A 24,914-nucleotide genomic window follows, 5' to 3' on the forward strand; every position below is an offset into this window, starting at 1 on the left:
CCCTCGCCGGGTCGATGAACTTCGACTTCGAGGTCGACCCGCTGGGTCAGGACGCCGACGGCAACGACGTCTTCCTCAAGGACATCTGGCCTGACGCGGCCGAGGTGCAGGAGACCATCGACTCCTCCATCAACGAGGGGATGTTCGTGCACCAGTACGCGTCGGTGTTCGAGGGCGACGAGCGCTGGAAGTCGCTCGCCACCCCGACCGGCTCGGTGTTCGAGTGGGACGAGAAGTCGACCTACGTGCGCAAGCCCCCGTACTTCGAGGGCATGACGCTGGAGACCACGCCGATCACGGACATCCACGGCGCGCGCGCCCTGGCCAAGCTCGGCGACTCCGTCACCACCGACCACATCTCGCCCGCCGGCTCGATCAAGGCGGACAGCCCCGCCGGTCAGTACCTGACCGAGCACGGCATCGACCGCAAGGACTTCAACTCCTACGGCTCGCGCCGCGGCAACCACGAGGTGATGATCCGCGGCACGTTCGCGAACATCCGCCTGAAGAACCAGCTCCTGGACGGTGTGGAGGGCGGCTACACCCGCGACTTCACCAAGCCGGACGCACCGCAGGCGTTCATCTACGACGCCTCGCAGAACTACCAGGCGCAGGGCACCCCGCTCGTCGTCCTCGGCGGCAAGGAGTACGGCTCCGGATCGTCCCGCGACTGGGCGGCGAAGGGCACCAGCCTGCTGGGCGTCCGCGCGGTGATCACCGAGAGCTTCGAGCGCATCCACCGCTCGAACCTCATCGGCATGGGCGTCGTCCCGCTGCAGTTCCCGGCGGGGGAGAGCGCCGACTCGCTCGGTCTCGACGGCACCGAGGTCTTCTCGATCACCGGCCTCGAGCAGCTGAACGAGGGCACCACGCCGAAGACGGTCCACGTCACGGCCGAGCCGAGCGAGCACTCGCCCGCCGGCAAGCAGGCCGTGGAGTTCGACGCCGTCGTGCGCATCGACACGCCCGGTGAGGCCGACTACTACCGCAACGGCGGCATCCTGCAGTACGTCCTGCGGAGCCTGGTGTAACCGGGTCGACCCTGATGGCCGGTGATCCCGGTATCGCGGAGGCGTCCCGTCGGGTTCTGGCCCGGCGGGACGGCTCTGTGCGGTGGGGCGTGAGCTTCCACCGCCTGTCGTACTCGTGTGGTAGCGTTCTATCACTACATCCCCCACGCCTCTCAACGATGCGCACTTGGGGGATTTTTCTCTCACCAGCCTCAAGGACGCCCCCGGATGCAGAGAACGCGTCGCGAGCCCCGTCAACGCGGAGCACTGCACTACGGCAAGCCCGCGATGACAGTGGACCAGCTCGTCGACCGGCTCGCAGAGCGCGGCATGGTGATCCCGGATCGTGAGCGGGCATGTCGCTATCTCCGGCACATCGGCTACTACCGGCTCTCGCCCTACACGATCCCGTTCCAGAGGAGCCGACCCGACCATGTGCTCCGCGACGGGACATCGTTCGATGACGTCCTCGATCTGTACGTGTTCGACCGTGCGCTCCGATTGCTGGTCATGGATGCCGTGGAGCGAGTCGAGGTCGCCGTCAGGGCAGCACTGACGGATCACATGTCGACCGAGTACGAGAATCCCTTTTGGTACGCAGAGTCCCACCATTTCCACGATGCGGACAAGCACGCTGGCCTCATGAAGATCATTCGGAGGACTTCAGACGACCGACTCCTGGCCGCCGCCGAGCCTGTGGGCGATGCCGATGCCGACGAGGGCCGCGCGGCGGTGATCCACCGTTCGGCGCTAGAGCACTACCTCACCACCTACGGGACTCCTGAGCTGCCACCGTCCTGGCTGATGGTCGAGGCGCTCACGATCGGGCAGCTGACCAGCCTGTACCGGAACCTGAGCCGACGCCCGGATCGGACCGCGGTGGCGGCGAACCTGGGGCTGACCAGTCCGGTCCTGGAGTCGTGGCTACAGACCTACGTCCGGGTGCGCAACGTCTGCGCGCATCACGGCAGACTCTGGAACGTCGGTCTCGGCGTATACCCGTCGATACCCAGGTCCAGATCGATCGAATGGTTGCGGTCGCCGGACGCGTTGCCGGAGCGCTCTCGCAAGCGGCTCTATCCCGTTCTCGTGTCCCTGCAATCCATCCTGAAGACCGTCTCACCGCACAGCGGTTGGGCCTCGCGGCTGCAGGAGCTGATCCGCTCCCGCCCGGCGATGAATCTCGAGGGTATGGGTGTCCCCGCTGGGTGGAAGCAGGACGAGTTCTGGAGCCGATCGGGTTCGTGAGTACTCCTGCAGTACGTCCTGCGGAGCCTGGTGTAACCGGACGCGTTGTCAAGGGGGAGGCTCGGAACTGCCGGTTCCGAGCCTCTTCCGATCCGCCCGGTTCTACACTCGAATTCATGAGCATCCTCGAAACCATCCACGGGCCGCGCGATCTCGACCGGCTCACGGAGCGGGAGCTCGAGCAGCTGGCCGCGGAGGTGCGCGCGTTCCTGGTCGCGAACGTCGCGAAGACCGGCGGCCACCTCGGTCCGAACCTCGGCGTCGTGGAGACGACGATCGCGATCCACCGCGTCTTCGACTCCCCGCGGGACGCCGTCGTGTTCGACACCGGGCACCAGTCCTACGTGCACAAGCTGCTGACCGGCCGCCAGGACTTCTCCCGGCTGCGTCAGCGCGGCGGCCTGGCCGGCTACCCGCAGCGCTCGGAGTCCGAGCACGACATCGTCGAGAGCTCGCACGCGTCCTCGTCGCTCAGCTGGGCGGACGGCATCTCGCGCGCGTTCGAGATGACCGGCCAGAACGACCGGCACGTCGTCGCCGTCGTCGGCGACGGCGCGCTCACCGGCGGGATGACGTGGGAGGCGCTCAACAACATCTCCGACGACAACAACCGCCGGCTGATCATCGTCGTCAACGACAACGGCCGCTCGTACGCGCCGACCATCGGCGGGATGGCCCGGTTCCTCAACACGGTGCGCACGCGGCGCAGCTACCGCAACCTGTACCTGACCAGCCGCAAGGCGTTCGACAAGCTCGGCGCGCCCGGCCAGTCGTTCTACCGCGGAATCCGCGGCGGCCTGCACGGCTTCCTCAGCCGGTTCTCGAACAACGAGGCGCTCTACTCGAACCTCGACATCAAGTACATCGGCCCGGTGCACGGCCACGACCTCGCCGCGATGGAGGAGGCGCTGCGCCAGGCGAAGAACTACGGCGCCCCGGTGATCGTGCACGCCATCACGCAGAAGGGCCGCGGCTACGAGCCGGCGCTGCGGGACGCGGCCGACCCGTTCCACGCGGTCGGCCAGATCGACCCGGAGACCGGGGAGCCGATCGGCAGCTCCTCGAAGCCCAGCTGGACGGGCGTGTTCGCCGACGAGATCGTCCGGCTGGCGGAGCAGAACCCGAAGATCGTCGGGATCACCGCGGCGATGCTGCGGCCGACCGGCCTGCACAAGCTCGCCGAGCGCTTTCCCGACCGGGTGCACGACGTCGGCATCGCCGAGCAGCACGCGGCGACGAGCGCCGCCGGCCTCGCCTACGGCGGGCTGCATCCCGTCGTCGCCATCTACGCGACCTTCATCAACCGCGCCTTCGACCAGGTGCTCATGGATGTGGCGCTGCACAAGGCGGGCGTGACGTTCGTGCTCGACCGGGCCGGTGTGACCGGGCCGGACGGGCCGAGCCACCACGGCATCTGGGACCTCGCGATCCTCCAGGTGGTGCCGGGCATCCGACTGGCGGCGCCGCGCGACGGCACGCGCTTCCGCGAGGAGCTGGCCGAGGCGGTCGCCGTGGACGACGCGCCGACGGTGCTGCGCTTCCCGAAGGGCAACGTCCAGCCCGACATCGACGCCGTGCGCCGCCTCGACGACGGCGTCGACGTGCTGCGCGAGAGCGACCGCAAGGATGTGCTGCTCGTCACCGTCGGCCCGATGGCCGACCTCGGTCTCACGGTGGCCGACCGGCTGGCGGCGCAGGGCATCGGCGCGACCGTCGTCGACCCGCGCTGGGTGGTCCCGGTACCGAAGAGCATCCTGAGCCTCGCCGCGGAGCACCGCATCGTCGTGACCATCGAGGACGGCATCCGCGTCGGCGGCATCGGGACGCGCGTGCGTCAGGACCTGCGCGAGGCCGGCATCGACACCGCGGTGGACGAGCTCGGCCTCCCGGACGAGTTCATCGATCACGCGACGCGCGACGAGATCCTCGAGGACGCGGGGCTCACGCCGCAGAAGATCGCGCGCGATCTGGTGGCGCAGGTGCTCGGCAGCCGTGTCCCGATCGCGCGCCCGCTGCCCGCCGACGACCTCGCCGTCGAAACCAACGCCAAGAACCCGCCCGCCTAGCCCGGCGCGCCATCCCCTCGGCTCAGGCGAAGCGGTAGACGTGCTCCACGGAGCCGGACGGGAAGGTCTTCGTGCTCGCGAGCACGAGCGGGCGGCTGGCCTCGGCGACCGGGAGCAGCGGCTTGCCGGAGCCGACGAGCACGGGGACGTAGGTGACGTGCAGCTCGTCCACGAGGCCGAGAGCGGAGAACTGCGCCGCCAGCGCGCCGCCGCCGACCAGCCACACGTCGCGGTCGCCGGCGGCGTCCCGCAGCTCCGCATCCAGCTGCGCGATGTCGCCGGAGAAGAACGTGACGTCCGCCCCATCGGGCACCGGCAGCGCGCGGTGCGTGACGACCCAGGTGGGGATGTCGGCGTACGGCCACTCGGCCGGCTCCTCGCCGAGGATGAACTCGTACGTCGTCGCCCCCATCACGATCGCGCCGATGCCGGACAGGAACGCCTGGTAGTGCTCGTCGAACTCCTCGAAGCCGAACTGGAGCAGCCAGTCGATGCGGTCGTGCGGGTCGGCGATGAACCCGTCGATGGAGGACGCGACGTAGTACTTCATGAGAGCCATGCGGCGACGCTAGCAGCGGCCGCCGACACCCTGTTGACTTCGAGTGCGCTCGAAGTCTTATCGTGACGGTATGACCGACACCAGCACCGCGCTCTCCATCTCCGACGTGGCGGAGCGCACCGGGCTGTCCGCCCACACCCTGCGCTACTACGAGCGCGAGGGGCTGATGCTGACGCCGGTCTCGCGCGCATCCTCCCGGCACCGCCGGTACACGGAGGCGGACGTGACCTGGGTGACCTTCCTCACCCGGCTGCGCTCGACCGCCATGCCGATCGCCAAGATGCGCGAGTACGTCGAGCTGGCCAGGAGAGGCGAGGACACCAGCGGCGAGCGGCTGGAACTGCTGCTCATCCACCGGATGACCGTCGTCAGGCAGCTCGAGGAGATGACGGCGAGCCTCGCCGCCATCGACGTGAAGATCGGTCTCTACCGACAGAAAGCAGAAGAGAACGCATGAAGAAGATCACGCTCGGAACTCAGAAGCTCGAGGTCTCGCGACTGGGACTGGGCTGCATGGGGATGTCCGCGTTCTACACCGGCGCCGGCGAGGACGACGCCGGGTCGATCCGCACCATCCACCGCGCCATGGACCTCGGCGTCACGTTCTTCGACACCGCCGAGATCTACGGCCCGTACACCAACGAGGAGCTCCTGGCCCGCGCGTTCGCGGGCGGCCGCAGGGACCAGGTGGTGATCGCGACCAAGTTCGGCACGATCCTGCACCGGCAGAAGGACGAGCGCGGCCTCGACGGCTCGCCGGAGAACGTGCGGCTCTCGGTCGAGGGCTCGCTGCGCCGCCTGAACACCGACCGCATCGACCTCTACTACCAGCACCGGATGGACCCGGGGACGCCGGTCGAGGACACCGTCGGCGCGCTCGCCGAGCTGATCGAGGAGGGCAAGATCCGGCACTACGGCCTCTCCGAGGCGGCGCCGGAGACCATCCGCCGCGCGAACGCGGTGCACCCGGTGACGGCGATCCAGACCGAGTACTCGCTGTGGACCCGCGACCCGGAGGCCGAGGTGCTGCCGACCGTGCGCGAGCTCGGCATCGGCTTCGTGCCGTACTCGCCGCTCGGCCGCGGTTTCCTGACCGGCACCATCCGTTCGCTCGACGACCTCTCCGAGGACGACTTCCGCCGCTTCAACCCGCGGTTCGAGGGCGACAACCTGGAGGCGAACATCCGGATCGTGGAGCAGGTCGACCAGGTGGCGAAGGAGGCGGGAGCCACGCCTGGCCAGGTCGCGCTCGCGTGGCTGCTGGCCAAGGGCGACGACATCGCGCCGATCCCCGGCACCCGCAGGGTGGAGAACCTGGAGCAGAACGTGGCGGCGGACGAGCTCGTGCTCTCGCCGGAGCAGCTGGAGCGTCTCGACGCCGTGGCCGCGCCGGTCGGCGACCGCTACGCCGACATGAGCCCGCTCAACCGCTGAGCGTCCGCGTCGCCTGACGCCGAGGGGCACGTGCCCGCTCTCGTTCCCGTGGAAGGAGAGCAGGCCGTGCCCCTCGGCCGTGCTCAGGCGTGGATGCGCACCCGCAGCGTGCGCGCCTCGGGGCGCAGCGCGTAGGTCGGCCAGACATCGGGTCCGCAGGCCCGCGAGCCGAGGCCGTGCTGCGCGGCGTCCAGGATGAGGACCGCGCGGTCCGTGTCCGGCAGCTCGTGCGGGTGGCCGGCCGCCGCGAGCTGCTGCGGGGTGTGCCTGCTGAGCGAGAACCCGGCGCGGCGGCCGCGCGCGTCGGGGAGCACGTCGAACGCGAACGCCCCGAGGTCGAGCGCGCGCACCGCGGAGCGGTGGCCGGTCTCCTGCGGCCGCGCGTACTGCACCGAGAGGTCGGCGACGGACGCCGAGTACCGGCCGACCTGCGCGGCGCGCGTGCTGTCCGGGTAGGACTCCAGCGGCCCGGTGCCGAACCACTCCGCACCCGCGATCGGGTCCCCGGCGTCCGGGATGTCGAAGCGGACGCCGATCCGCGGCCACACGGTCGGCCAGCCGGCCGACGGCTCGATCTCCACCCGCAGCTCCAGGTCGTCGCCGGAGAGCGCCCAGACCGTCTCGACCGTGACCGTCCGCGCCGAGTTCGCGGCCGAGACCCGCTCCACCGTCCGCAGCGCTCCGGGAGCCTCCTCGACGCTGATCAGCCGGTGCGTGAGCCGGTCGAGGCCCTGATCCCGCCACAGGCTCGCGCTGGAGACGCCGGGGATGCTGGCGTCGCTGCCGGCCGGGTCGCTGAACGCCCCGCCCTCGTCGTTGTCGGTCGGCGCCCGGAACAGCTCCAGGCGCGGGCCGGACACGGCGCGACCGCCGAGCCGGACCAGCCGTCCGCCCTCGAACACGGCGGGGCCGAGGCCGAGCGTGCCGTCGGAAGCCGCCCAGCCGGACGGCAGCACCGCGGCCGGCACCGGCCGGGCGACGGACAGGTCGCGCTGGGCCGACGCCACGACGTGGCCGGCCGGAGCCCAGGCGGTGTCGGCGGCGAGCACCGCATCCACCGTGAGCCAGGTCTCCGCGTCCGGCGCCGCAGCCACGGCGGGCAGCGGCAGGCGCGCGCTCGCGCCGGCCGGGATGGCCGCGGCGTCCAGCGTGCCGGACGCGACGGCGCGGCCGTCGTGCTCGACCCGCCAACGCAGGCTCAGGTCAGAGGTGTCCGCGGTGTGCCTGGTGTTCTCCACGACCAGGTCGCCGCCGTCGAACGTGAGCAGCAGTGGCTGGACGACCGCCTTGAACTCGTGCAGGCCGGGCGTCGGCTCATCGTTCGAGAGCACCATCCCGTCCATCACGAAGTTGCCGTCGTGCACGACCTCGCCGAAGTCGCCGCCGTAGGCGTAGAACGGCGTGCCGTCCGCGGTCTCGGTGAGGATGCCGTGGTCGCGCCACTCCCAGACGAAGCCGCCGTGCAGCCGCGGGAACCGGCGGGTCAGCTCCTCGTACTGGTCGAGCGCGCCCGGGCCGTTCCCCATCGCATGCGCGTACTCGCACAGCAGGAACGGCTTCGCCCGCTGCCGGGCGCCCTGCGCCGGTGTGCAGCCGAGCAGCGGAGCGAGCGAGCCGTCCGTGCCGATCTGCTCCGTCTCCGGGATGGTCGAGTACATGCGCGAGTACACGTCGGTGTACTCGCCGGTGTAGTCGCCCTCGTAGTGCACCGGCCGCTCCGGGTCGCGCGCGTGCACCCACGCCGACATCGCGGCGAGGTTCGCGCCGGTGCCCGACTCGTTGCCGAGCGACCAGATCACGATGCTCGGGTGGTTCTTGTCGCGCTCCACCGTGCGCCGGATGCGGTCGAGGTACGCCTCGCGCCAGGCCGGGTCGTCGCTCGGGTTGCGCGCCCAGCCGGCGGTCTCGAAGCCGTGCGTCTCCAGGTCGCACTCCAGGATCACCCAGAAGCCCAGCTCGTCGGCGAGGTCGAGCAGCCGCGGGTGCGGGGGATAGTGGCTGGTGCGGATGGCGTTGACATTGAAGCGCTTCATCCTGGCCAGGTCCTCGCGCGCGTGCTGCTCGTCGAAGACGCGGCCGCGCTCGGGATGGGTCTCGTGCCGATTCATCCCGTGGAAGACGACGCGACGCCCGTTCACGAGGAACCGGTCGCCGCGGATCTCGACGGTGCGGAAGCCGATCCGCAGGCTCACGGTCTCGCCCTGCGCCGCGACGGTCGCCTCGTACAGCCGCGGCGTCTCGGCCGTCCACGGTTGCACCGAGCCGACGGCGACCGGCGCGACGTCGGAGGGACGCGCCCAGACGGTCTCCACGCCCAGCTCCGGGAGGCGCAGGGTCACCGGGAAGGCCGCCTCCTCCGCGACCAGCTCCGGCAGCACGGTCCCGGTGCCCTCGTCGTATGCGGTGCGCAGCCAGACGTCGCCGATCCCGTCCGCCGGCCGCGCCACCAGCGTCACGTCGCGGAAGATGCCGGGCAGCCACCACTGGTCCTGGTCCTCCAGGTAGCTCGCGGGCGACCACTGGTGGACGCGCACCGACAGCAGGTTCTCGCCCGCGCGCGTGAGACCGGTCACGTCGAACTCCTGCGCGAGCCGGCTTCCGGTGGCGATGCCGACCTCCTCGCCGTTCAGCCAGAGCCGATAGAGCGACTCGACGCCGTCGAAGCGCAGCACCACCCGCGCGCCCTCGGGCCAGTCCGACGGCAGCTCGAACCGGCGCCGGTAGTCGCCGGTGGGGTTCTCGTCCGGCACGTGCGGCGGGTCGATCGGGAACGGGAACTGCACGTTCGTGTACGCGGGACGGCCGTAGGCGCCGTCGCCCTCCAGCACCCAGTGCGCCGGCACCGGGATGCTGTCCCAGCCGCTGTCGTCCAGCTCCGGCGACGCCACGTCCTCCGGCAGCGCGGCATGCGGGGAGAGCCGGAAGCGCCAGCTGCCGTTCAGCGACAGCGCGGGCGCGTCGCTGCGCAGCCAGGACCGCGGGGCGACGCGCGCGCCGCGGCCGGGCGCGGTGTCGGCGAGGTAGGAGGGGGTCAGCACTATTTCACGGCTCCTTCGGTGAGGCCGCCGCGCCAGAACCGCTGGAGCACGATCATGGCGACGGCGAGGGGGATGATCGACAGCAGAACGCCGCCGGTGGTCAGCTCGTAGAACTCGGGCAGCCGGTCCGTCTGGGCGCGCCAGGCGTTCAGGCCGAGGGTGATCGGGTAGAGGTTCGTGTCGGAGAGCATCACGAGCGGGAGGAAGTAGTTGTTCCAGATGCCGACGAGCTGGAACAGGAACACCGTCACCAGCGCCGGCGTGAGGATGCGCAGGCCGACGGTGTGGAAGATCCGCAGCTCGCCCGCGCCGTCCAGCCGTGCCGCCTCCAGCAGCGCCGTGTCCACGGTCGCGTCCGCGTAGATCCGGCACAGGAACAGCCCGAACGGCGAGACGAGCGAGGGCAGCAGCACCGCCCAGTACGTGTTCGCGAGCCCCAGCTGGCTGAACAGCAGGAACAGCGGCAGCGCGGTCGCGGTGCCGGGCACGAGCACGCCGCCGAGCACCATCCCGAACACGAAGCCGCGGCCGCGGAAGGAGTAGCGCGACAGCGCGTAGCCGCCCGCCGCGGCGAAGTACGTCGCGAAGACCGCGCCCAGCCCCGCGTAGATCACCGAGTTGAGCAGCCAGCGCAGGAAGATCCCGTCGTCGTAGCCGAGCACCTCGGAGAGGTTGTGCCAGAGCGCGAACTCACCGGCGAACCAGAAGCCGTTGGTGGCGAACAGGTCCTGGGTGGTCTTCGTCGCGGCGACGACCACCCAGTACACCGGCACCAGGAAGTAGATCGCGACGACCACGAGGATGCCCGTGACCAGGATGCGCATCCCGGGTCGCTTGCCCGCCGAGCGGTCGTGCGCGGCCCTCGGCGCGTGCGCGCGGGTGGGGATGGTGGACGTGTCCTCGAGCGTGGCGGTCATCGGGACCTCCGGTTGGTCAGGCGCAGGAACGCGAAGGAGAGCAGGAACGCGACCAGGGCGATCAGCACCGCCTGCGCGGCGGCGACGTTGTAGTCGTTGTAGGCGAACGCTGTGGTGTACGCGCTGAGGTTCGGCGTGTACTCGCTGTCGATCGCGGGGGAGGAGGTCTGCAGCACCTGCGGCTCGGCGAACAGCTGCAGGGTGCCGATGATCGAGAACACGATCGTGAGCGTCAGCGCCGGCCGGATGAGCGGCAGCTGGATGCTGCGGGCGACCCGCCAGGGGCCCGCGCCGTCCACCTTCGCCGCCTCGTACACCTCGGTCGAGATGGACTTCAGCTGGGCGATGATGATCATCATGTTGTAGCCGGTGTACGTCCAGGTCACGATGTTCGCGATGGACCAGAGCACGGTGTCCGGCCCCAGGAAGTCCAGCTGCAGGCCGAACGCGCTGCCGAGATCCACCAGCGGGCTGAGGCCCGGGATGTAGAGGAACGACCACAGGATCGTCGCGATGACGCCCGGGATGCCGTACGGCAGGAAGTACACCGCCCGGAACAGGCCGGGCCAGCGCGCGGACGCCGACTCCAGCAGCAGCGCGAGCAGGGTGCAGAGCGCGATCATCAGCGTCACCTGCACGATCCCGAACAGCAGGACGCGGCCGATGGACGCGAGGAAGTTCGGGTTGCCGAGCGCCTGCGCGTAGTTGGCGAACCAGGCGAACTCGGTCGTCACGCCCTTCTCGCCGAACAGGCCGTGCCTGCTGACCCGCGTGAAGCTGCTCACCACGGCGACCGCGATCGGCAGGATGAAGGTCAGCAGGAAGAGCGCGAGGAACGGCGCGAGCAGCACCCACGGCGCCCACGTCGTGCGCACTCCGCGGCCGCCACGGGCGGGCGCGGCCGGCCGCTGGGCGGTCACGAGCGGGCCTTCTCGATGCTCAGGCCCTTGGCGCGGAACGCCTGGATGATCGCCGTCTCGCTCTGCGCGACCGCGTCCACCAGGGTCAGCCCGCCGGGCTTCTTGCGGAAGCCGTCCGCGAGGATGTTGAACGACTGCTGGGTGATGGGCCACCACGACCAGTCCGGGTTCTGCTGGGTGGAGGCGGGAAGGAACACGTCCTCGTTGTAGTTCTGGCCGCCGAACCACGCCGACGGCTTCTTCCGCGACGATCCGATCTCGCCGCGCGCCGGCGACCAGCCGATGCCGGAGTGCTCGATCATCGCGTCGATCCCCTCGGGGCTGGTCGTCATCCAGACCGCGAACTCCAGCGCTTCCCTCGGGTGCCTGCTGTTCGCGAGCACCGCAGCGGTGGAGCCGCCGAGCGCGCTCGACCCGTAGCCTCCCGAACCCCAGCGCGGCAGCGGGGCGACCCGCCACTTGCCCTCGCCGCCGGAGACGCCCTCCAGCAGGGCGTCGCCCCAGCTGGCGGTCGCGCACGCGGCGATCCTGTCCTTGGCGGCCGCCGCGAACCAGCCGCTGGAGAAGTCGCCGTAGCCGGTCTGCAGGATCCCGGCGTCGATCGCCCGGTCGAAGAACCGCGCGACCTCCATCGTGGCGTCGTCGGTCATGTCGATGACCCAGCGGTCGCCGTCCACCTTCAGCCACGCGGCGCCCGCCTGGCCGGCGATCGCGGCGAACCAGGACGGGTCGCTGTAGTTGAAGGCGTCGATGAAGACGCCGGACTTCTTCAGCTCCGTGCCGGCGGCGGCCCAGTCGTCCCAGCTCGCGGGGGCGCCGACTCCGGCCTTCGCGAACAGGTCCGGCCGGTAGTAGAGCGCCATCGGGCCGGAGTCCTGGGGGATGGCGTAGACGCCGTCCACGTAGCTCACCTGGCTCCACAGGGTGGGGTCGTAGCGCGACGCGTAGTCGTTCGCGCCGTAGCGGGACAGGTCGACCAGGCCGCCGACGAGCATGAACTCGGGGACGCTGCGCAGCTCCACCTGGGCGATGTCCGGTCCGCCGCCCGCGGCCAGGGCCGAGTAGAGCTTCTGGTAGCCGCCCTGGTTGCCGCCGGGGATCCAGACCGCCTCCACCTGCACGTCCGGGTGTGAGGCGTTCCAGACGTCGGCGACCTTCTGCAGGTCCTTGAGCCACGCCCAGTAGGTGAGCGTGATCTTCTCGCCGCTGCCGGCGGGCCGGATGAGGGGTGCGCTGTTCGCGGACCGCGTGCCGGGCGTCGAGCATCCCGCCAGCAGGGCCGTCGCCCCGGCGGCCATGCCGAGGCTGAGCAGTGATCGTCGGGTCAGGTGCGTCATGTCCTTCACTTCGTCGTGGGGAGGGATGGGCTACGCTCGACCGTAACCGAAAATCGTGCGAGTGACCTAATTTGGGGGTGCGTGGCGTGTCAGAGCAGACCGTCCGCCGGCGCGGACCGTACGCGAAGTCCGCGGAGCGGCGCGAGCAGATCGTCGACGTCGCCTATCGGGAGTTCGCGACGCGGGGATACCACGGCTCCTCGCTGCGCGAGATCGCGGCCGCCGCCGGCATCAGCCTCGGCACGCTGCAGCACCACTTCAGCGGCAAGGAGGAGCTGCTGGTCGCGGTGCTGACGCGCAGGGACGAGCTGGGCGGCGGGACGATGCCGGTGCCGGGCGGCCTGCCGTTCGACCGGCACATCGTCGAGCAGGCCGAGCGCAACGAGCGCATCCCCGGTCTGATCGCCCTCTACAGCGTGCTCTCGGCGGAGGCGACGACCGACGGGCACCCCGGCCGGGACTACTTCCTGGCCCGCTACGACCAGCTGCGCGGCGAGTACGAGGCGGAGTTCGCCGCGCTGCGCGCCGACGGGCGGCTGCGCGAGGGTGTCGACCCCGCGCTCGCCGCGGCGACGGTCGTCGCGCTGTGGGAGGGCATCCAGCTGCAGTGGCTGTACACCCCGGACCGCATCGACGCGGGCGCCGCGCTGCGCGGCTACCTGGACCTCGTCATCCTGCCCTCGGCGGAACCCGGCTCCCGACGGTAGCGTTGCCTGCGTGGACGACATGGTGCGCATCGACGGCGGCACGTTCCGGATGGGGAGCGACGAGTTCTATCCGGACGAGCGGCCGGTGCACGAACGCACGGTCGCCGCGTTCCGCATCGATCGGTACGCCGTCACCAACGAGGACTTCGCGCGGTTCGTGGACGCGACCGGCTACGTGACCGTCGCCGAGCGCCCGATGGACCCGGCCGACTACCCCGGGGTCGCGCCGGAGGACCTGGTGCCGGGCGCGATGGTGTTCACCCGGTCCGCGGGTCCCGTCGACCTGCGCGACTGGCGGCAGTGGTGGCGCTGGGAGCCGGGCGCCCAGTGGCGGCACCCGGAGGGGCCGGACAGCACGATCGAGGACCGGATGCGGCATCCGGTCGTGCAGGTCGCCTTCGAGGACGCGCAGGCGTTCGCGGTCTGGGCGGGCAAGCGCCTGCCGACGGAGGCCGAGCACGAGTATGCCGCGCGCGGCGGAGTGGACGGGGCCCGGTTCGCGTGGGGCGACGAGCCGTACCCGGACGGCGAGGCGCGCGCGAACTCCTGGATCGGGCGCTTCCCCTACGACAACCGCGGCCGGTTCGGGGCCGGGACAGCCCCGGTCGGCTCGTATCCCGCGAACGGCTACGGGCTCCACGACCTGATCGGCAACGTCTGGGAGTGGACGAGCGACTACTACGCTCCGCGGCACACGGTGCCGGGGGAGGAGGCGGTGGAGGCGGGGCAGCGCGTGAACCTGCTCGCCGCCGCCAGCTCGGAGCCCGGCTCCCGCATCCCGCGCCGGGTGCTCAAGGGCGGCTCGTACCTGTGCTCGCCCGACTACTGCCTGCGCTTCCGCCCCGCCGCCCGCTCGCCCCAGGCCGACGACACCGCCACCACCCACATCGGCTTCCGCTGCGCCGCCGACGCATGAGACCGCCGAGAACGCAGTTTCTCGGCGTACTCGGCGGTCTGGGGCCTATTTTTTGCGTACTCGGCAGCTGGTCAGGCTACGCCCGTGATGGGGGGCTGGTGGAAGGTGGTGCCGAAGACACGCTCCGAGGCTCCGACGCGGTCGAGGTACGGGGTGATGCCGCCCATCTGGAACGGGAAGCCCGCGCCGAGGATCATGCACAGGTCGATGTCCTCGGGGGCCTCGACGACGTGGTCGTCGACCAGCATCCGGTGGATCTCGTCGGCCAGGCCGTCCTCGAGCCGCCGCAGGATCTCGTCCTCCGACCACGGGTTCTTGCCGCCGGCGAGGATCTTGGCCGCGCCCTTGTCGAGGCCCTTCACCTTGCCCTTGGAGTCCTTCTCCAGCAGCGTGCCGTGCTCCGCGAGGCGGTGCAGGTTCTCGCTGCGGTAGAAGCGCTCCGGGAACGCGGCGTGGTGCGTGTCCAGCACGTGCGCGCCGACCTTCAGGCCGACGAGGTCGAGCAGGACCGACGGCGCCATCGGCAGGCCCAGCGGCGCGAACGCCTTGTCGACGGTCTCGAACGGGGTCCCGTCGTCCACCGCGTGCATCGCCTCGCCGAGCACCTTCGCCAGCACGCGGTTGACGACGAAGCCGGGGGTGTCGGCGGTGATGACCGCGTTCTTCTTCAGGGCCGCGGCGGTCACCATCGCGGTCGACAGTGTCGCCTCGTCGGTGTGCGGCGTCTTCACGACCTCGATCAGCGGCATCACCGCGACCGGGGTGAAGAAGTGGAAGCCCACCAGGCGCTCGGGGTGCTTCAGCTTCGCGCCGATCTGCTCGACCGAGAGCGAGGAGGTGTTGGTGGCGAGCACCGCCTCGTCCGAGAGGTACTGCTCCACCTCCTCGAACACGTTCTGCTTCACCGTCAGCTCCTCGAACACGGCCTCGATCACCCAGTCGCAGTCCGCGAAGTCGGCCTTGTCCGTGGTGCCGGTCACGAGCGCGCGCAGGCGGTTCGCCTCGTCGGGGGAGATCCGGCCCTTCTCGTGCAGCTTCCCGATCTCCGCGTGGATGGACGCGACGCCCTTGTCCACGTGCGCCTGGTCCAGGTCGGTGATCACCACGGGAACCCGGAGGCGGCGCACGAACAGCAGCGCGAACTGGGTCGCCATGTAGCCTGCGCCGATCACGCCGATCTTGGTGACCTTCTTCGCGAGCTTCTTGTCCGGAGCGCCCGCGGGACGCTTGGCGCGCTTCTGCACCAGGTTGAACGCGTAGATGCTCGCCTGGAACTGGTCGCCAGAGATGAGCTCGGCGAGCGCCTCGTCCTCCAGCTCGAAGCCGGCGGCGCGGTCGTTGGACTTGGCCGCCTTGAGCAGGTCGAGCGCCTTGTACGGCGACTTCGGGACGGTGCCGATGCGGCTCTCGAGCATCTTGCGGGCGATGCTGACCGCGGCGTCCCACTTGACCATGCGCTCGACCTTGCCCGGCACGTTGGGGCGCTTGACCTCGACGGCCCCGGTGAGCACCTTGTCCGCCCAATTCAGCGAGTCCTCGAGGAAGTTGGCCGAGTCGAAGATGGCGTCGGCGATCCCGAGATCGAACACCTCCTGGGGCTTCAGCATCCGGTTCTGCTTGAGCGGATTCTCGATGACCACCTTGAGGGCGTTCTCGATGCCGATCAGGTTCGGCAGGATGGTCGCCCCGCCCCAGCCGGGGATGAGGCCGAGGAACACTTCGGGCAGCGCGAACGCGGCGGCGTTGCGGTCGATGGTGCGGTAGTCGGCGTTCAAGCCGATCTCCACGCCGCCGCCGAGCGCGAGCCCGTTGGTGAACACGAACGACGGGACGCCGAAGGTCGCCTGCTTGCCGAGGACGTAGTGGCCCAGCTGCGGCAGCAGTTTCGCGACCTCCACGCTCGGGATGTCGCTGACGCGGCTGAGGTCCGCGCCGGCGGCGAGGATGAACGGCTTGCCGGTCACGGCCACCGCGTCGATCTCGCCGCGCTTCGCGCGCTCGGTCAGCTCGTCGAAGGTCTTCCCGAGCTCCAGCAGCGTGGCGGGGCCCATGGTGTTCGGCCGCGTGTGGTCGCGGCCGTTGTCCAGGGTGACCAGCGCGAGCGTCTTGCCGCTCGGCAGGGGGATGTCCTTCACGAACGAGTGGGTGACCACCTCGTCCGTCGTCAGCTCGACGAGGGGGGAGAAGTCGATGGTGCTGTAGTCGGTCACTGTGCTTCTCAGCCCTTCCGCGCCGCGCGCTTGTCGTAGTTGGGGTTCTCCCAGATCACGGTGCCGCCCTGGCCGAGGCCGACGCACATCGCGGTGATGCCGTAGCGCACCTCCGGGTGCTCCTCGAACTGGCGGGCCAGCTGGATCATCAGGCGGACGCCGCTGGCGGCCAGCGGGTGGCCGATCGCGATCGCGCCGCCCCACTTGTTGACGCGCGGGTCGTCGTCGTCGATGCCGAAGTGGTCGAGGAAGGAGATGACCTGGATGGCGAACGCCTCGTTCAGCTCGAACAGGCCGATGTCCTCGATCGAGAGGCCCGCCTTGCGCAGCGCCTTCTCGGTGGAGGGGACGGGGCCGAGGCCCATGATCTCCGGCTCGACGCCGGCGAACGCGAAGCTCACCATCCGCATCTTCGGGGTGAGGCCGAACTCCTTGACCGCGTCGGAGGACGCGAGCAGGCTCGCGGTCGCTCCGTCGGTGAGCGGCGACGCGTTGCCCGCGGTCACGCGGCCGTGCGGCCGGAACGACGGACGAAGGCCGGCGAGGCCCTCCAGCGTGGTCTCCGGGCGCATGCCCTGGTCGGTGGTGGCGAGGCCCCAGCCGTTCTCGGAGCGGATCGCGACCGGCACCAGGTCCGGCTGGATCTTGCCCGCGGCGTAGGCGGCGGCGGTCTTCTGCTGGCTGGCCATCGCGTAGCGGTCGGAGCGCTCCTTGGTGAGCGCGGGGAAGCGGTCGTGGATGCGCTCGGCCGTCATGCCCATGTTCAGCGCGTCCTCGGCGACCATGCGCTCGGAGAGGAAGCGCGAGTTCGGGTCGGCGCCGAAGCCCATCGGGTGGCGTCCCATGTGCTCGACGCCGCCGGCGATCACGAGGTCGTACGCGCCGAACGCGATCCCGGAGCCGAGCGTGGTGACGCTGGTCATGGCACCGGCGCACATCCGGTCGATCGCGAATCCCGGCACCGACTTCGGCAGGCCGGCGAGCAGTGCCGCCGTGCGGCCGAGGGTCAGGCCCTGGTCGCCCTGCTGCGTCGTGGCGGCGATCGCCACGTCGTCGATGCGCTCCTTCGGAACGTTCGGATTCCGCTCGAGCAGTCCGATCATCGCCTTCACGACGAGGTCGTCCGCCCGGGTGTTCCAGTACTGCCCTTTTTCGCCCGCACGTCCAAACGGAGTACGGACTCCGTCGACGAACACGACTTCCGTTCTATCGGCCACAGTGCCTCCCAAATCAGGTCGTGAACGATCCTAGGGAGCCGGAAGGGACGGAAATAATCGTTTGACTGTTTCTACGAAACGGCCTCGGAGCCCGCGTCCGGGCTTTGCACGCTTTCCACAAACGCCCGGGCGATCACCTGTGAGGTTGCCTCAATCTGCCAGGGCCGCGCGCCGTGCTCGCGGAGGGCGTCCGCGACCGTCTCCGGGGTGATCGGCTGCGGCGGCGTCCACGCGATGCGGCGCAGCGTCTCCGGGGTGAGCAGGTTCTCCAGCGGCAGCGACAGCTCCTCCGCGACCGTGGTCAGCTCTGCGCGCGCGGACTTCAGCCGCGCGTCCGCCTCCGGGTTCCTGTCCGCCCAGGCGCGCGGCGGAGGCAGGCTGTCGCCGGTTCCGCGCAGCACGGGGAGGTCGTCGGTCGTGCGCCCGGCCTCGACGGCAGCCCACCAGCGGTCCAGCTCGGTGCGGCTGGCTCGGCCGGTGAACTCCCGCAGCGCGGCGAGGGCGCGCTTGCTCTCCGGCATCGCCTTGGCGACGGCGGTCAGCGCCGCGTCCGGCACGAGGCGCCCCGGCGCGACGTCCAGCTCGCGGGCCAGCGCGTCCCTGCTCAGCCAGAGCTCGCGCGCCACCGCCAGGTTGCGGATGCCGCGGACCGAGTGGATGCCGGAGAGGCGGCGCCAGGGCTCGTGGCGCACGGTGATCAGCTCCCGCGTGAGCTCGTCGGCGAACTCCTGGTGCGCGATGTCCTCCTTGCCCGCCTCGACCAGGAGCGCGTCGATCGCGTCGCGCAGGTCGGGGAGCAGCTCCACGTCCAGCGCCGCGTAGTTCAGCCACGGCTCCGGCAGCGGGCGCGTGGACCAGTCGGCCGCGCTGTGCTCCTTGGCGAGGTGGATGCCGAGCAGCTCCTCGACAACCGTCCCGAGGCCGACGCGCGGCATCCCGAGCAGCCGGGCTGCCAGCTCCGTGTCGAAGATGCGCGCCGGGTCGAGCCCGACCTCGCGCAGGCAGGTGAGGTCCTGGGTGGCGGCGTGCAGCACCCACTCGGCGGCGTGGATCGCCGTGTTCAGCTCGTCGAAGCGGCCGATCGCCGGCGGATCGAAGAGGAACGTGCCGGAACCCCTGCGGTACATCTGGATGAGGTAGGCGCGCTGGGAGTAGCGGAAGCCGCTCGCGCGCTCGGCGTCGACGGCGACCGGCCCCGTGCCCGCGACGATGGTCTCGACCGCGGCGAGGTATCCCGCACGCGAGTCGATGACGATGTGATCAGCCACGCGGTGTCCGCCTCGTGAGCAGGCTGACGCCCTCGCCCGCCGGGGGCAGGCCGGCGAGCATGCACAGCAGCTCGCCCCAGCCCTCGACGTGCGCGGCGATGTCGCTCTCCAGCGGGCTCCACGAGGCGCGGAGCTCGATCTGCGCGCCGTCGCCCTGCTTGGCGAGCTCGCCGAAGCCGGTCGAGATGATCTTGGTGGCCGTGCCGCTCGCCGCGGTGTACCGCGCATCCCTGGCGTCGAGCGCGTCGACGAGCCAGGACCAGGCGACGTCCGCGAGGAACGGGTCGAGGCCGATGTCGGTCTCCAGCGGCGCCTGCGCGAAGCAGACGATGCGGAACGGACCGCCCCACGCCTCCGGCTCGTCCGGGTCGTAGAGCAGGATGAACCGGCCGGTGCCGAGGTCGGAGTCGTCCCCGTGCCGGGCGGGGTGCACGTCGGCGGCGAGCGCGACGGCGTACGGCGCGAGCTGCCCCGGTGCGGGGATCTCCGTGATCACGAGCTCGCTGCGGGATTTCGCTGTGCGGATCGACTGCAGCGCCGCGGCGAACTCCACCGGCACGGGCGGGGTCGAAGTTGGTGTCGGCACGCTACGAACATTAGAAGCCTTTGAGGGCGCGCGACGGTAAGGCACGCCGCCTGAGGAAGTCCTGAGGATGCACCCGCGTATCCGCGGCTACGCTTTCGAGCATGGCGACGACCAGCACGGGATCGGGCACGGGCAGGGGACTCGGACGTGCGATCGGCGTCGGCGCCGCGATCGCGGCGGGACTCGCGCTGGTGACGGCGATGGGCACCGCGCTGGTGATGAGCCGCGTCGCCCTGACGGTGATCACCCCGGTGCGGCGCCGTCCGCAGAACCAGCTGATCCGGAGGGCGGACGAGGACCTCGGCACGGTCACCCTGAAGGACACCCCGGACGCGGCGATGCCCGGCCGGTTCGGGCTGTGGTTCGGCTCCGAGACCGGCTACGCGAAGATCGGCGGCCTGCTCGTGCGCGCCGACGGCAGCGTCACGCGCGAGCTGGAGCGCGTCGAGTTCGGGGACCTGCGTCCCGGGCGGGCGCGGATCAGCGGCTACTACTACCTCGACCCGGAGGAGCTCGGCCTGCCGGTCACGAGCGTCCGGGTGCCGACCGAGCTGGGCGAGGCGCCGGCCTGGCTGTTCCCTGCGCCCGAGGGCGCGGAGGGCGACCGCTGGGTGATCCAGGTGCACGGCTGGGGAGCCACCCGGCAGGAGGCGCTGCGCGCGGTGCCGACGTTCCACGCGGCCGGGTACACCAGTCTTCTCGCGTCCTACCGCAACGACGGCGACGCCCCGGAGAGCGCCGACCGCCGCTACGGCCTCGGCGGCACGGAGTGGCGGGACATCGACGCGGCCCTCCGCTACGCGGCAGAGCACGGCGCGCGCTCGATCGTGCTGATGGGCTGGTCGATGGGCGGCGCCGTCGTGCTGCAGACGGTCACGCGCTCGCCGAATCTGGACCTGGTCACCGGCATGGTGCTGGAGTCGCCGGTGATCGACTGGGTGGACACCCTCCAGTACCAGGCCAACCTGCTGCGCCTGCCCGAGCCGATCGCGCAGGGCGCGATGCGGCTGATGGAGGCGACCTGGGGCGCGCCGATCACCGGCCTCGGCGCGCCGATCGACCTGGCCAGCATGGACTTCGTGGCGCGCGCGGCCGACCTGCGGCTCCCCGTCCTGCTGCTGCACAGCTCGGACGACGGCTTCGTGCCGGACAACGGGTCGCGGGCGCTCGCCACGGCCCGCAGCGACATCGTCACGTTCGTGCCGTTCACGGGCGCGCTGCACACCAAGCTCTGGAACTACGACGAGGAGAAGTGGACGAGGGCCGTCCGCGACTGGCTGGACACCCACGTGGCCTAGCCGGCCACGTGCCGTCACCCGCGCGGGGCGGCGTCAGGCGGCGAGCTTCTGGCGGACCTGGCGCTTGGCGCGGCCGAGCAGCGCGGACATCCCGCGCATGCGCAGCGGCGAGACCGCCTGGGTCAGACCGAGGGTCTGCGGGAAGTCGTCGGGGACGGCGAGCACCTCGTCCGCGGTCAGCCCGGCCAGGCCCTGCACCAGGATCGACGCGAAGCCGCGCGTGGTCGGCGCTTCTTTCGGTGCGGTCGCGTACAGGTGCACGATCCCGGCCGCGTCCACCTCGACGAAGATGAACACCGGTGCCTGGCACTCCTCGACGCGCTCCAGCAGGTCGGGGTGGTCGCGGTAGCGCTCCGGCAGCTCGGGGAGCTCGTCCGAGAACTCCAGCAGCAGCTGGAGCCTGTCGTTCTGCTCCAGAGCCTGGAAGTCGTCGCGGATCTCCGCGAGCGTGCCGGTGAGGTCGGTCATCCCTCCAGCGTACTTCGCGGAGCCGGTCACTTCGCCGGGTTCGCGGGAACCTCGCCGGGCTCCGACCCGGTGACGATCGGCACGCGGACGGCCGAGCCCCACTCCGTCCACGAGCCGTCGTAGTTGCGGACGTTCTCGAAGCCGAGCAGGTGGGTGAGCACGAACCAGGTGTGGCTGGAGCGCTCGCCGATGCGGCAGTACGCGATGACCTCGTCGCCCGGCTTCAGGCCGGCGTCGCCGAGGTAGATCTCCTCCAGCTCCGGGCGGCGCTTGAAGGTCGCGTCCGGCGCGGCCGCCCGCGCCCACGGCACGGACTGGGCGGACGGGATGTGCCCGGCCCGCAGCGCGCCCTCGGTCGGGTAGCCGGGGATCTCGGTGCGCTCGCCGCTGTACTCCTCGGGCGAGCGGACGTCGATCAGGGGCTTCCCGAGGTGCTCCAGCACGTCCTCCTTGAAGGCGCGCACAACGCTGTCGTCGCGCTCCACCACGGGGTACTCGACCGCCGCGGGGGAGGGGACGTCGCGGGTCAGCTCCCTGCCCTCTGCGATCCACTTGTCCCGCCCGCCGTCGAGCAGCCGGACGTCCTCGTGCCCGAACAGCGTGAACACCCAGAGCGCGTACGCCGCCCACCAGTTGTTCTTGTCGCCGTAGATGACGACCGTCGTGTCCCTGGCGATGCCCTTCGAGCCGAGCAGCTCGGCGAACCGCTCAGCGCTCACGTAGTCGCGCACGACCGGGTCGTTGAGGTCGGTGTGCCAGTCGATCTTCACGGCGCCGGGGATGTGGCCGGTGTCGTACAGAAGCACGTCCTCGTCCGACTCCACCACGACCAGGCCGTCGTCGCCGAGGTGCTCCGCCAGCCATTCGGTGCTCACCAGACGCTCCGGGTGGGCGTATCCGGCGAAGGCGGGTGACGGGTCGTGCGCGATGGCCATGCGAGTGATCCTCCGGGTTAGGCTTGAGCCCTGCGACATCAGGGATGCGTCCTCCAGGCTACGCGGCTTGGCGGGCGGATGGACGGTCCCCTTAAGACTTCGACACAAAGGTGCACACGCTCACATGACGCTCGAGAAGACCGGAGCCCTGCCGCGCCTCGCGGACCGCTCGCCGCAGATCACCGGGTCCGAGATCGCCGCGAGCCTGGTGCCCCCGTCGCAGTTCGAGCACGCCACCTTCGACTCCTACCGTCCCGACCACGACTACCCGTCGCAGTCGGAGGCGGTGTCGACCCTCAAGCTGTTCGCCAAGTCGTGGGAGCCGCAGCGCCCGGCCGGGCTGTTCAGCCGCAGCCGTAAGAAGGTGGAGGCGATGAAGCCGGGCGTCTACCTCGACGGCGGCTTCGGCGTCGGCAAGACGCACCTGCTCGCCGCCCTCTGGCACGAGGCGCCCGGCCCCAAGTACTTCGGCACCTTCATCGAGTACACCGCGCTCGTCGGCGCGCTCGGCTACGCGGGCGCCGTCGACCTGCTGCGCGGCTCCACCCTGATCTGCATCGACGAGTTCGAGCTGGACGACCCGGGCGACACGATGATGATGACCAGGATGCTCGGCGAGCTCGTCGCCTCCGGCACCCGCATCGCCGCCACCAGCAACACCCCGCCGAACGCGCTCGGCGAGGGCCGCTTCGCCGCGAGCGACTTCCTGCGCGAGATCCAGTCGCTGTCCGCCAACTTCCAGACGCTGCGCATCGACGGCCTCGACTACCGGCGCCGCGACACCTCCGGCGCCGCGGTGACGGTGGACGACGCGGGCTACGAGCGCGTGCTGTCCGCCATGACCGCGCGCGGCGAGACCGTGACCAGCGACAGCTTCGACGACCTGATCGCGCACCTGGCGACCGTGCACCCGTCCCGCTACATCAAGATGCTGGACGGCGTGGACGTGATCGGCCTGACCGGCGTCTCCGTGCTGCACGACCAGATGGCGGCCCTGCGCCTGGTGGCGTTCATCGACCGCGTGTACGACGCCGAGATCCCGATCGTGCAGACCGGGGTCGCGCTCAGCGAGGTCTTCGACGACGACATGCTGGGCGGCGGCTACCGCAAGAAGTACCTGCGCTCGATCTCGCGCATGATCGCGCTGACCGCGGGCGAGCTGCCGCCGCACGACGCGTAGGCGCACCCGGGCGTTCCCTGGCGTTCGCGCGGCCGATTCGCGGCGCCGCGAAACATGCTGTTTACACGACCCCCCGATGCGTAACACCGCCGAAACACGGTGCTCCCGCGGCCGAAACCTGCCGCGATCAGACTGACTCCACCCCGAAGCGCCCCTGCCCGGCGAAGGCTCGCCGGGCGCCCCACGAGGGGCGTCGCACAGAGAGGTAGAGATCTCGCATGGTGTTCCACACAGCAGCGGACTACGCAGAAGCAGGGACGGTCAACTCCCTGTGGCTGCTCGTCGCCGCAGCCCTCGTCCTGTTGATGACCCCCGGTGTCGCCTTCTTCTACGGCGGCATGGTCCGCGCGAAGAGCGTCATCTCGATGATGATGATGAGCTTCGGCGCCATGGCGATCGTCGGCGTGCTCTGGGTCTTCTACGGCTACGGCCTGGCCTTCGGCACCCCGCTCATCCCGCACGTCCTGGGAACCCCGGACTGGTTCCTGTCCAGCCTGATGGGCAAGGACGGCATGACCCCCGACCTCAGCGGCCTCGCCTTCGCCGGCTTCCAGGCGACGTTCGCCATCATCACGGTCGCCCTGATCTCCGGCGCGATCGCCGACCGCGCCAAGTTCGGCTCCTGGATGGTGTTCGCCGGCGTCTGGGTCACGGTCGTCTACTTCCCGGTCGCGTTCTGGGTGTTCAACCTCTCGCAGGGCTGGATCGCCTCCCTCCTGCACGTCAACGACTTCGCGGGCGGCACGGCGGTGCACATCAACGCCGGTGCGGCCGGCCTCGCCCTCGCCCTGGTGCTCGGCAAGCGCGTCGGCTTCCAGAAGGGCATGAGCAAGCCGCACAACGTGCCGCTCACGCTCCTCGGCGCCGCGCTGCTGTGGTTCGGCTGGTTCGGTTTCAACGCGGGCTCCGAGGCCGCGGTCGACGGCATCGCCGCGATCGCCTGGGTGAACACCCTGGCCGCGCCGGCCGCCGCGACCATCGGCTGGCTGATCGTCGAGAAGATCAAGGACGGCAAGCCCACCTCGATCGGTGCCGCGTCCGGCGCCGTGGCCGGTCTGGTCGCGATCACCCCGGCCTGTAACATCCTGACCCCGTTCTGGGCGATCGTGCTCGGCCTCGTCGCCGGTGCGGTGTGCGCCATCGCGGTGGACCTCAAGTTCCGGCTCGGCTTCGACGACTCGCTCGACGTCGTCGGCATCCACCTGGTCGGCGGCCTGATCGGTACGCTCTGGATCGGCTTCTTCGGCTACACCCAGGTGGACGGCAAGTTCACCAGCCTGCTCTACGGCGGCAGCTGGAGCCAGCTCGGCGCCCAGGCCATCGGCGCGTTCAGCGTGCTGATCTACTCCTTCGTGCTGGCCTACGCGATCGGCTGGATCATCCAGAAGACCATGGGCTTCCGGATCACGAACGAGGACGAGCTCGCGGGCGTCGACACCATCGTCCACGGCGAGGAGGGGTACTCGCTCGAGACGGTCTGACGCGTCGCCGATGACCCGGCGCGTCGGAGACAGGGGCGTCACCTTCGGGTGGCGCCCCTCGTCGCGTCCGGCGGGAGGCGTTCCTGTCGTAGCAAGCCATCGCTTCCGGAGTTGTTCAC

20 protein-coding genes and 1 pseudogene are annotated in these 24,914 nt (G+C 70.5%); 10 read left to right on the forward strand and 11 right to left on the reverse strand.

The window, feature by feature from the left end:
- The 3 genes and pseudogenes from acnA to dxs all read left to right on the forward strand — a co-directional run.
- Positions 1–1,031, forward strand: a pseudogene (gene acnA, locus ACTHMF_RS00005) (aconitate hydratase); the annotation flags it as partial.
- A 207-nt stretch (positions 1,032–1,238) separates the two neighbouring features.
- Positions 1,239–2,258, forward strand: a complete 1,020-nt coding sequence (locus tag ACTHMF_RS00010; RefSeq protein WP_440315785.1) for an Abi family protein — start codon at positions 1,239–1,241, stop codon at positions 2,256–2,258.
- 116 nt (positions 2,259–2,374) lie between these two features.
- Positions 2,375–4,324: a 1-deoxy-D-xylulose-5-phosphate synthase gene (gene dxs, locus ACTHMF_RS00015; protein ID WP_440315786.1), complete on the forward strand. Its 1,950-nt coding sequence runs from the start codon at positions 2,375–2,377 to the stop codon at positions 4,322–4,324.
- Positions 4,325–4,346: 22 nt separating this feature from the next.
- Here dxs and ACTHMF_RS00020 read toward each other — a convergent pair whose 3' ends face one another.
- Positions 4,347–4,883, reverse strand: a complete 537-nt coding sequence (locus tag ACTHMF_RS00020; RefSeq protein WP_440315787.1) for a dihydrofolate reductase family protein — start codon at positions 4,881–4,883, stop codon at positions 4,347–4,349.
- Between the two features lie 70 nt (positions 4,884–4,953).
- Between ACTHMF_RS00020 and ACTHMF_RS00025 the strand changes: the two genes are divergently transcribed.
- A complete protein-coding gene (locus tag ACTHMF_RS00025; RefSeq protein ID WP_314147928.1) occupies positions 4,954–5,340 on the forward strand; it encodes a MerR family transcriptional regulator in 387 nt (128 codons plus the stop codon).
- Entirely contained in the window at positions 5,337–6,317 is a 981-nt protein-coding gene (locus ACTHMF_RS00030) for an aldo/keto reductase (RefSeq protein WP_440315788.1), read from the forward strand. Before ACTHMF_RS00025 ends, ACTHMF_RS00030 begins: the two co-directional genes overlap by 4 nt.
- An 83-nt stretch (positions 6,318–6,400) precedes the next feature.
- Here ACTHMF_RS00030 and ACTHMF_RS00035 read toward each other — a convergent pair whose 3' ends face one another.
- The 4 genes from ACTHMF_RS00035 to ACTHMF_RS00050 are packed head-to-tail and all read right to left on the reverse strand — an operon-like array spanning position 6,401 to position 12,529.
- A complete protein-coding gene (locus ACTHMF_RS00035) occupies positions 6,401–9,358 on the reverse strand; it encodes a glycoside hydrolase family 2 TIM barrel-domain containing protein (protein WP_440315815.1) in 2,958 nt (985 codons plus the stop codon).
- On the reverse strand, positions 9,355–10,272 hold the full coding sequence (locus ACTHMF_RS00040; protein ID WP_440315789.1) for a carbohydrate ABC transporter permease: 918 nt from the start codon (positions 10,270–10,272) through the stop codon (positions 9,355–9,357). Before ACTHMF_RS00040 ends, ACTHMF_RS00035 begins: the two co-directional genes overlap by 4 nt.
- Positions 10,269–11,192, reverse strand: coding sequence for a carbohydrate ABC transporter permease (locus ACTHMF_RS00045; RefSeq protein WP_440315790.1), 924 nt, complete (start codon positions 11,190–11,192; stop codon positions 10,269–10,271). Before ACTHMF_RS00045 ends, ACTHMF_RS00040 begins: the two co-directional genes overlap by 4 nt.
- Positions 11,189–12,529: an ABC transporter substrate-binding protein gene (locus ACTHMF_RS00050; protein ID WP_440315791.1), complete on the reverse strand. Its 1,341-nt coding sequence runs from the start codon at positions 12,527–12,529 to the stop codon at positions 11,189–11,191. The genes ACTHMF_RS00045 and ACTHMF_RS00050 overlap by 4 nt, the downstream gene beginning before the upstream one ends.
- An 86-nt stretch (positions 12,530–12,615) precedes the next feature.
- Between ACTHMF_RS00050 and ACTHMF_RS00055 the strand changes: the two genes are divergently transcribed.
- Positions 12,616–13,236, forward strand: coding sequence for a TetR/AcrR family transcriptional regulator (locus ACTHMF_RS00055; RefSeq protein ID WP_440315792.1), 621 nt, complete (start codon positions 12,616–12,618; stop codon positions 13,234–13,236).
- Positions 13,237–13,255: 19 nt separating this feature from the next.
- The gene (locus ACTHMF_RS00060) at positions 13,256–14,152 is read left to right on the forward strand and encodes a formylglycine-generating enzyme family protein (RefSeq protein ID WP_440315816.1); all 897 of its coding nucleotides are present in this window, start codon (positions 13,256–13,258) and stop codon (positions 14,150–14,152) included.
- 71 nt (positions 14,153–14,223) lie between these two features.
- Here the strand turns inward: ACTHMF_RS00060 and ACTHMF_RS00065 are convergent, their stop codons facing one another.
- The 4 genes from ACTHMF_RS00065 to ACTHMF_RS00080 all read right to left on the reverse strand — a co-directional run bounded on the left by ACTHMF_RS00065 (position 14,224) and on the right by ACTHMF_RS00080 (position 19,433).
- Positions 14,224–16,362, reverse strand: a complete 2,139-nt coding sequence (locus tag ACTHMF_RS00065) for a 3-hydroxyacyl-CoA dehydrogenase NAD-binding domain-containing protein (protein WP_440315793.1) — start codon at positions 16,360–16,362, stop codon at positions 14,224–14,226.
- An 8-nt stretch (positions 16,363–16,370) separates the two neighbouring features.
- Positions 16,371–17,579: a thiolase family protein gene (locus tag ACTHMF_RS00070; protein WP_440315794.1), complete on the reverse strand. Its 1,209-nt coding sequence runs from the start codon at positions 17,577–17,579 to the stop codon at positions 16,371–16,373.
- Positions 17,580–17,650: 71 nt separating this feature from the next.
- A complete protein-coding gene (locus tag ACTHMF_RS00075) occupies positions 17,651–18,847 on the reverse strand; it encodes an HRDC domain-containing protein (protein ID WP_440315795.1) in 1,197 nt (398 codons plus the stop codon).
- A complete protein-coding gene (locus ACTHMF_RS00080) occupies positions 18,840–19,433 on the reverse strand; it encodes a DUF3000 domain-containing protein (protein ID WP_440315796.1) in 594 nt (197 codons plus the stop codon). The genes ACTHMF_RS00075 and ACTHMF_RS00080 overlap by 8 nt, the downstream gene beginning before the upstream one ends.
- 101 nt (positions 19,434–19,534) lie before the next feature.
- On the opposite strand from ACTHMF_RS00080, the gene ACTHMF_RS00085 reads away from it, so the two are divergent.
- Positions 19,535–20,731 (forward strand): alpha/beta hydrolase family protein, encoded by a 1,197-nt coding sequence (locus ACTHMF_RS00085; RefSeq protein WP_440315797.1) that lies wholly within the window; start codon positions 19,535–19,537, stop codon positions 20,729–20,731.
- 33 nt (positions 20,732–20,764) lie between these two features.
- On the opposite strand, the gene ACTHMF_RS00090 is transcribed toward ACTHMF_RS00085, so the two are convergent.
- Complete coding sequence (locus tag ACTHMF_RS00090; protein ID WP_440315798.1) at positions 20,765–21,199, reverse strand: SufE family protein; 435 nt, start codon at positions 21,197–21,199, stop codon at positions 20,765–20,767.
- 26 nt (positions 21,200–21,225) lie between these two features.
- Positions 21,226–22,134, reverse strand: coding sequence for a sulfurtransferase (locus tag ACTHMF_RS00095; protein ID WP_314145971.1), 909 nt, complete (start codon positions 22,132–22,134; stop codon positions 21,226–21,228).
- A gap of 124 nt (positions 22,135–22,258) precedes the next feature.
- On the opposite strand from ACTHMF_RS00095, the gene zapE reads away from it, so the two are divergent.
- Both zapE and ACTHMF_RS00105 read left to right on the forward strand, forming a co-directional pair.
- Positions 22,259–23,314: a cell division protein ZapE gene (gene zapE / locus ACTHMF_RS00100; RefSeq protein WP_314145970.1), complete on the forward strand. Its 1,056-nt coding sequence runs from the start codon at positions 22,259–22,261 to the stop codon at positions 23,312–23,314.
- A gap of 218 nt (positions 23,315–23,532) precedes the next feature.
- Complete coding sequence (locus ACTHMF_RS00105; protein WP_440315799.1) at positions 23,533–24,795, forward strand: ammonium transporter; 1,263 nt, start codon at positions 23,533–23,535, stop codon at positions 24,793–24,795.
- Positions 24,796–24,914 lie beyond the last annotated feature (119 nt).

Origin of the sequence: Leifsonia sp. (assembly GCF_051955155.1) — a bacterium.
Taxonomy (GTDB): Bacteria; Actinomycetota; Actinomycetes; order Actinomycetales; family Microbacteriaceae; genus Leifsonia.

What these genes read in the sequence shown, in the direction of transcription:
- ACTHMF_RS00105 (WP_440315799.1), top strand. Translation starts at nt 23,533, where the DNA reads ATGGTGTTCCACACAGCAGCGGACTACGCAGAAGCAGGGACGGTCAAC.
- ACTHMF_RS00050 (WP_440315791.1), bottom strand. Translation starts at nt 12,529, where the DNA reads ATGACGCACCTGACCCGACGATCACTGCTCAGCCTCGGCATGGCCGCC.
- ACTHMF_RS00030 (WP_440315788.1), top strand. Translation starts at nt 5,337, where the DNA reads ATGAAGAAGATCACGCTCGGAACTCAGAAGCTCGAGGTCTCGCGACTG.
- ACTHMF_RS00095 (WP_314145971.1), bottom strand. Translation starts at nt 22,134, where the DNA reads ATGGCCATCGCGCACGACCCGTCACCCGCCTTCGCCGGATACGCCCAC.
- ACTHMF_RS00040 (WP_440315789.1), bottom strand. Translation starts at nt 10,272, where the DNA reads ATGACCGCCACGCTCGAGGACACGTCCACCATCCCCACCCGCGCGCAC.
- ACTHMF_RS00025 (WP_314147928.1), top strand. Translation starts at nt 4,954, where the DNA reads ATGACCGACACCAGCACCGCGCTCTCCATCTCCGACGTGGCGGAGCGC.
- dxs (WP_440315786.1), top strand. Translation starts at nt 2,375, where the DNA reads ATGAGCATCCTCGAAACCATCCACGGGCCGCGCGATCTCGACCGGCTC.
- ACTHMF_RS00020 (WP_440315787.1), bottom strand. Translation starts at nt 4,883, where the DNA reads ATGGCTCTCATGAAGTACTACGTCGCGTCCTCCATCGACGGGTTCATC.
- zapE (WP_314145970.1), top strand. Translation starts at nt 22,259, where the DNA reads ATGACGCTCGAGAAGACCGGAGCCCTGCCGCGCCTCGCGGACCGCTCG.
- ACTHMF_RS00090 (WP_440315798.1), bottom strand. Translation starts at nt 21,199, where the DNA reads ATGACCGACCTCACCGGCACGCTCGCGGAGATCCGCGACGACTTCCAG.
- ACTHMF_RS00010 (WP_440315785.1), top strand. Translation starts at nt 1,239, where the DNA reads ATGCAGAGAACGCGTCGCGAGCCCCGTCAACGCGGAGCACTGCACTAC.
- ACTHMF_RS00085 (WP_440315797.1), top strand. Translation starts at nt 19,535, where the DNA reads ATGGCGACGACCAGCACGGGATCGGGCACGGGCAGGGGACTCGGACGT.
- ACTHMF_RS00060 (WP_440315816.1), top strand. Translation starts at nt 13,256, where the DNA reads ATGGTGCGCATCGACGGCGGCACGTTCCGGATGGGGAGCGACGAGTTC.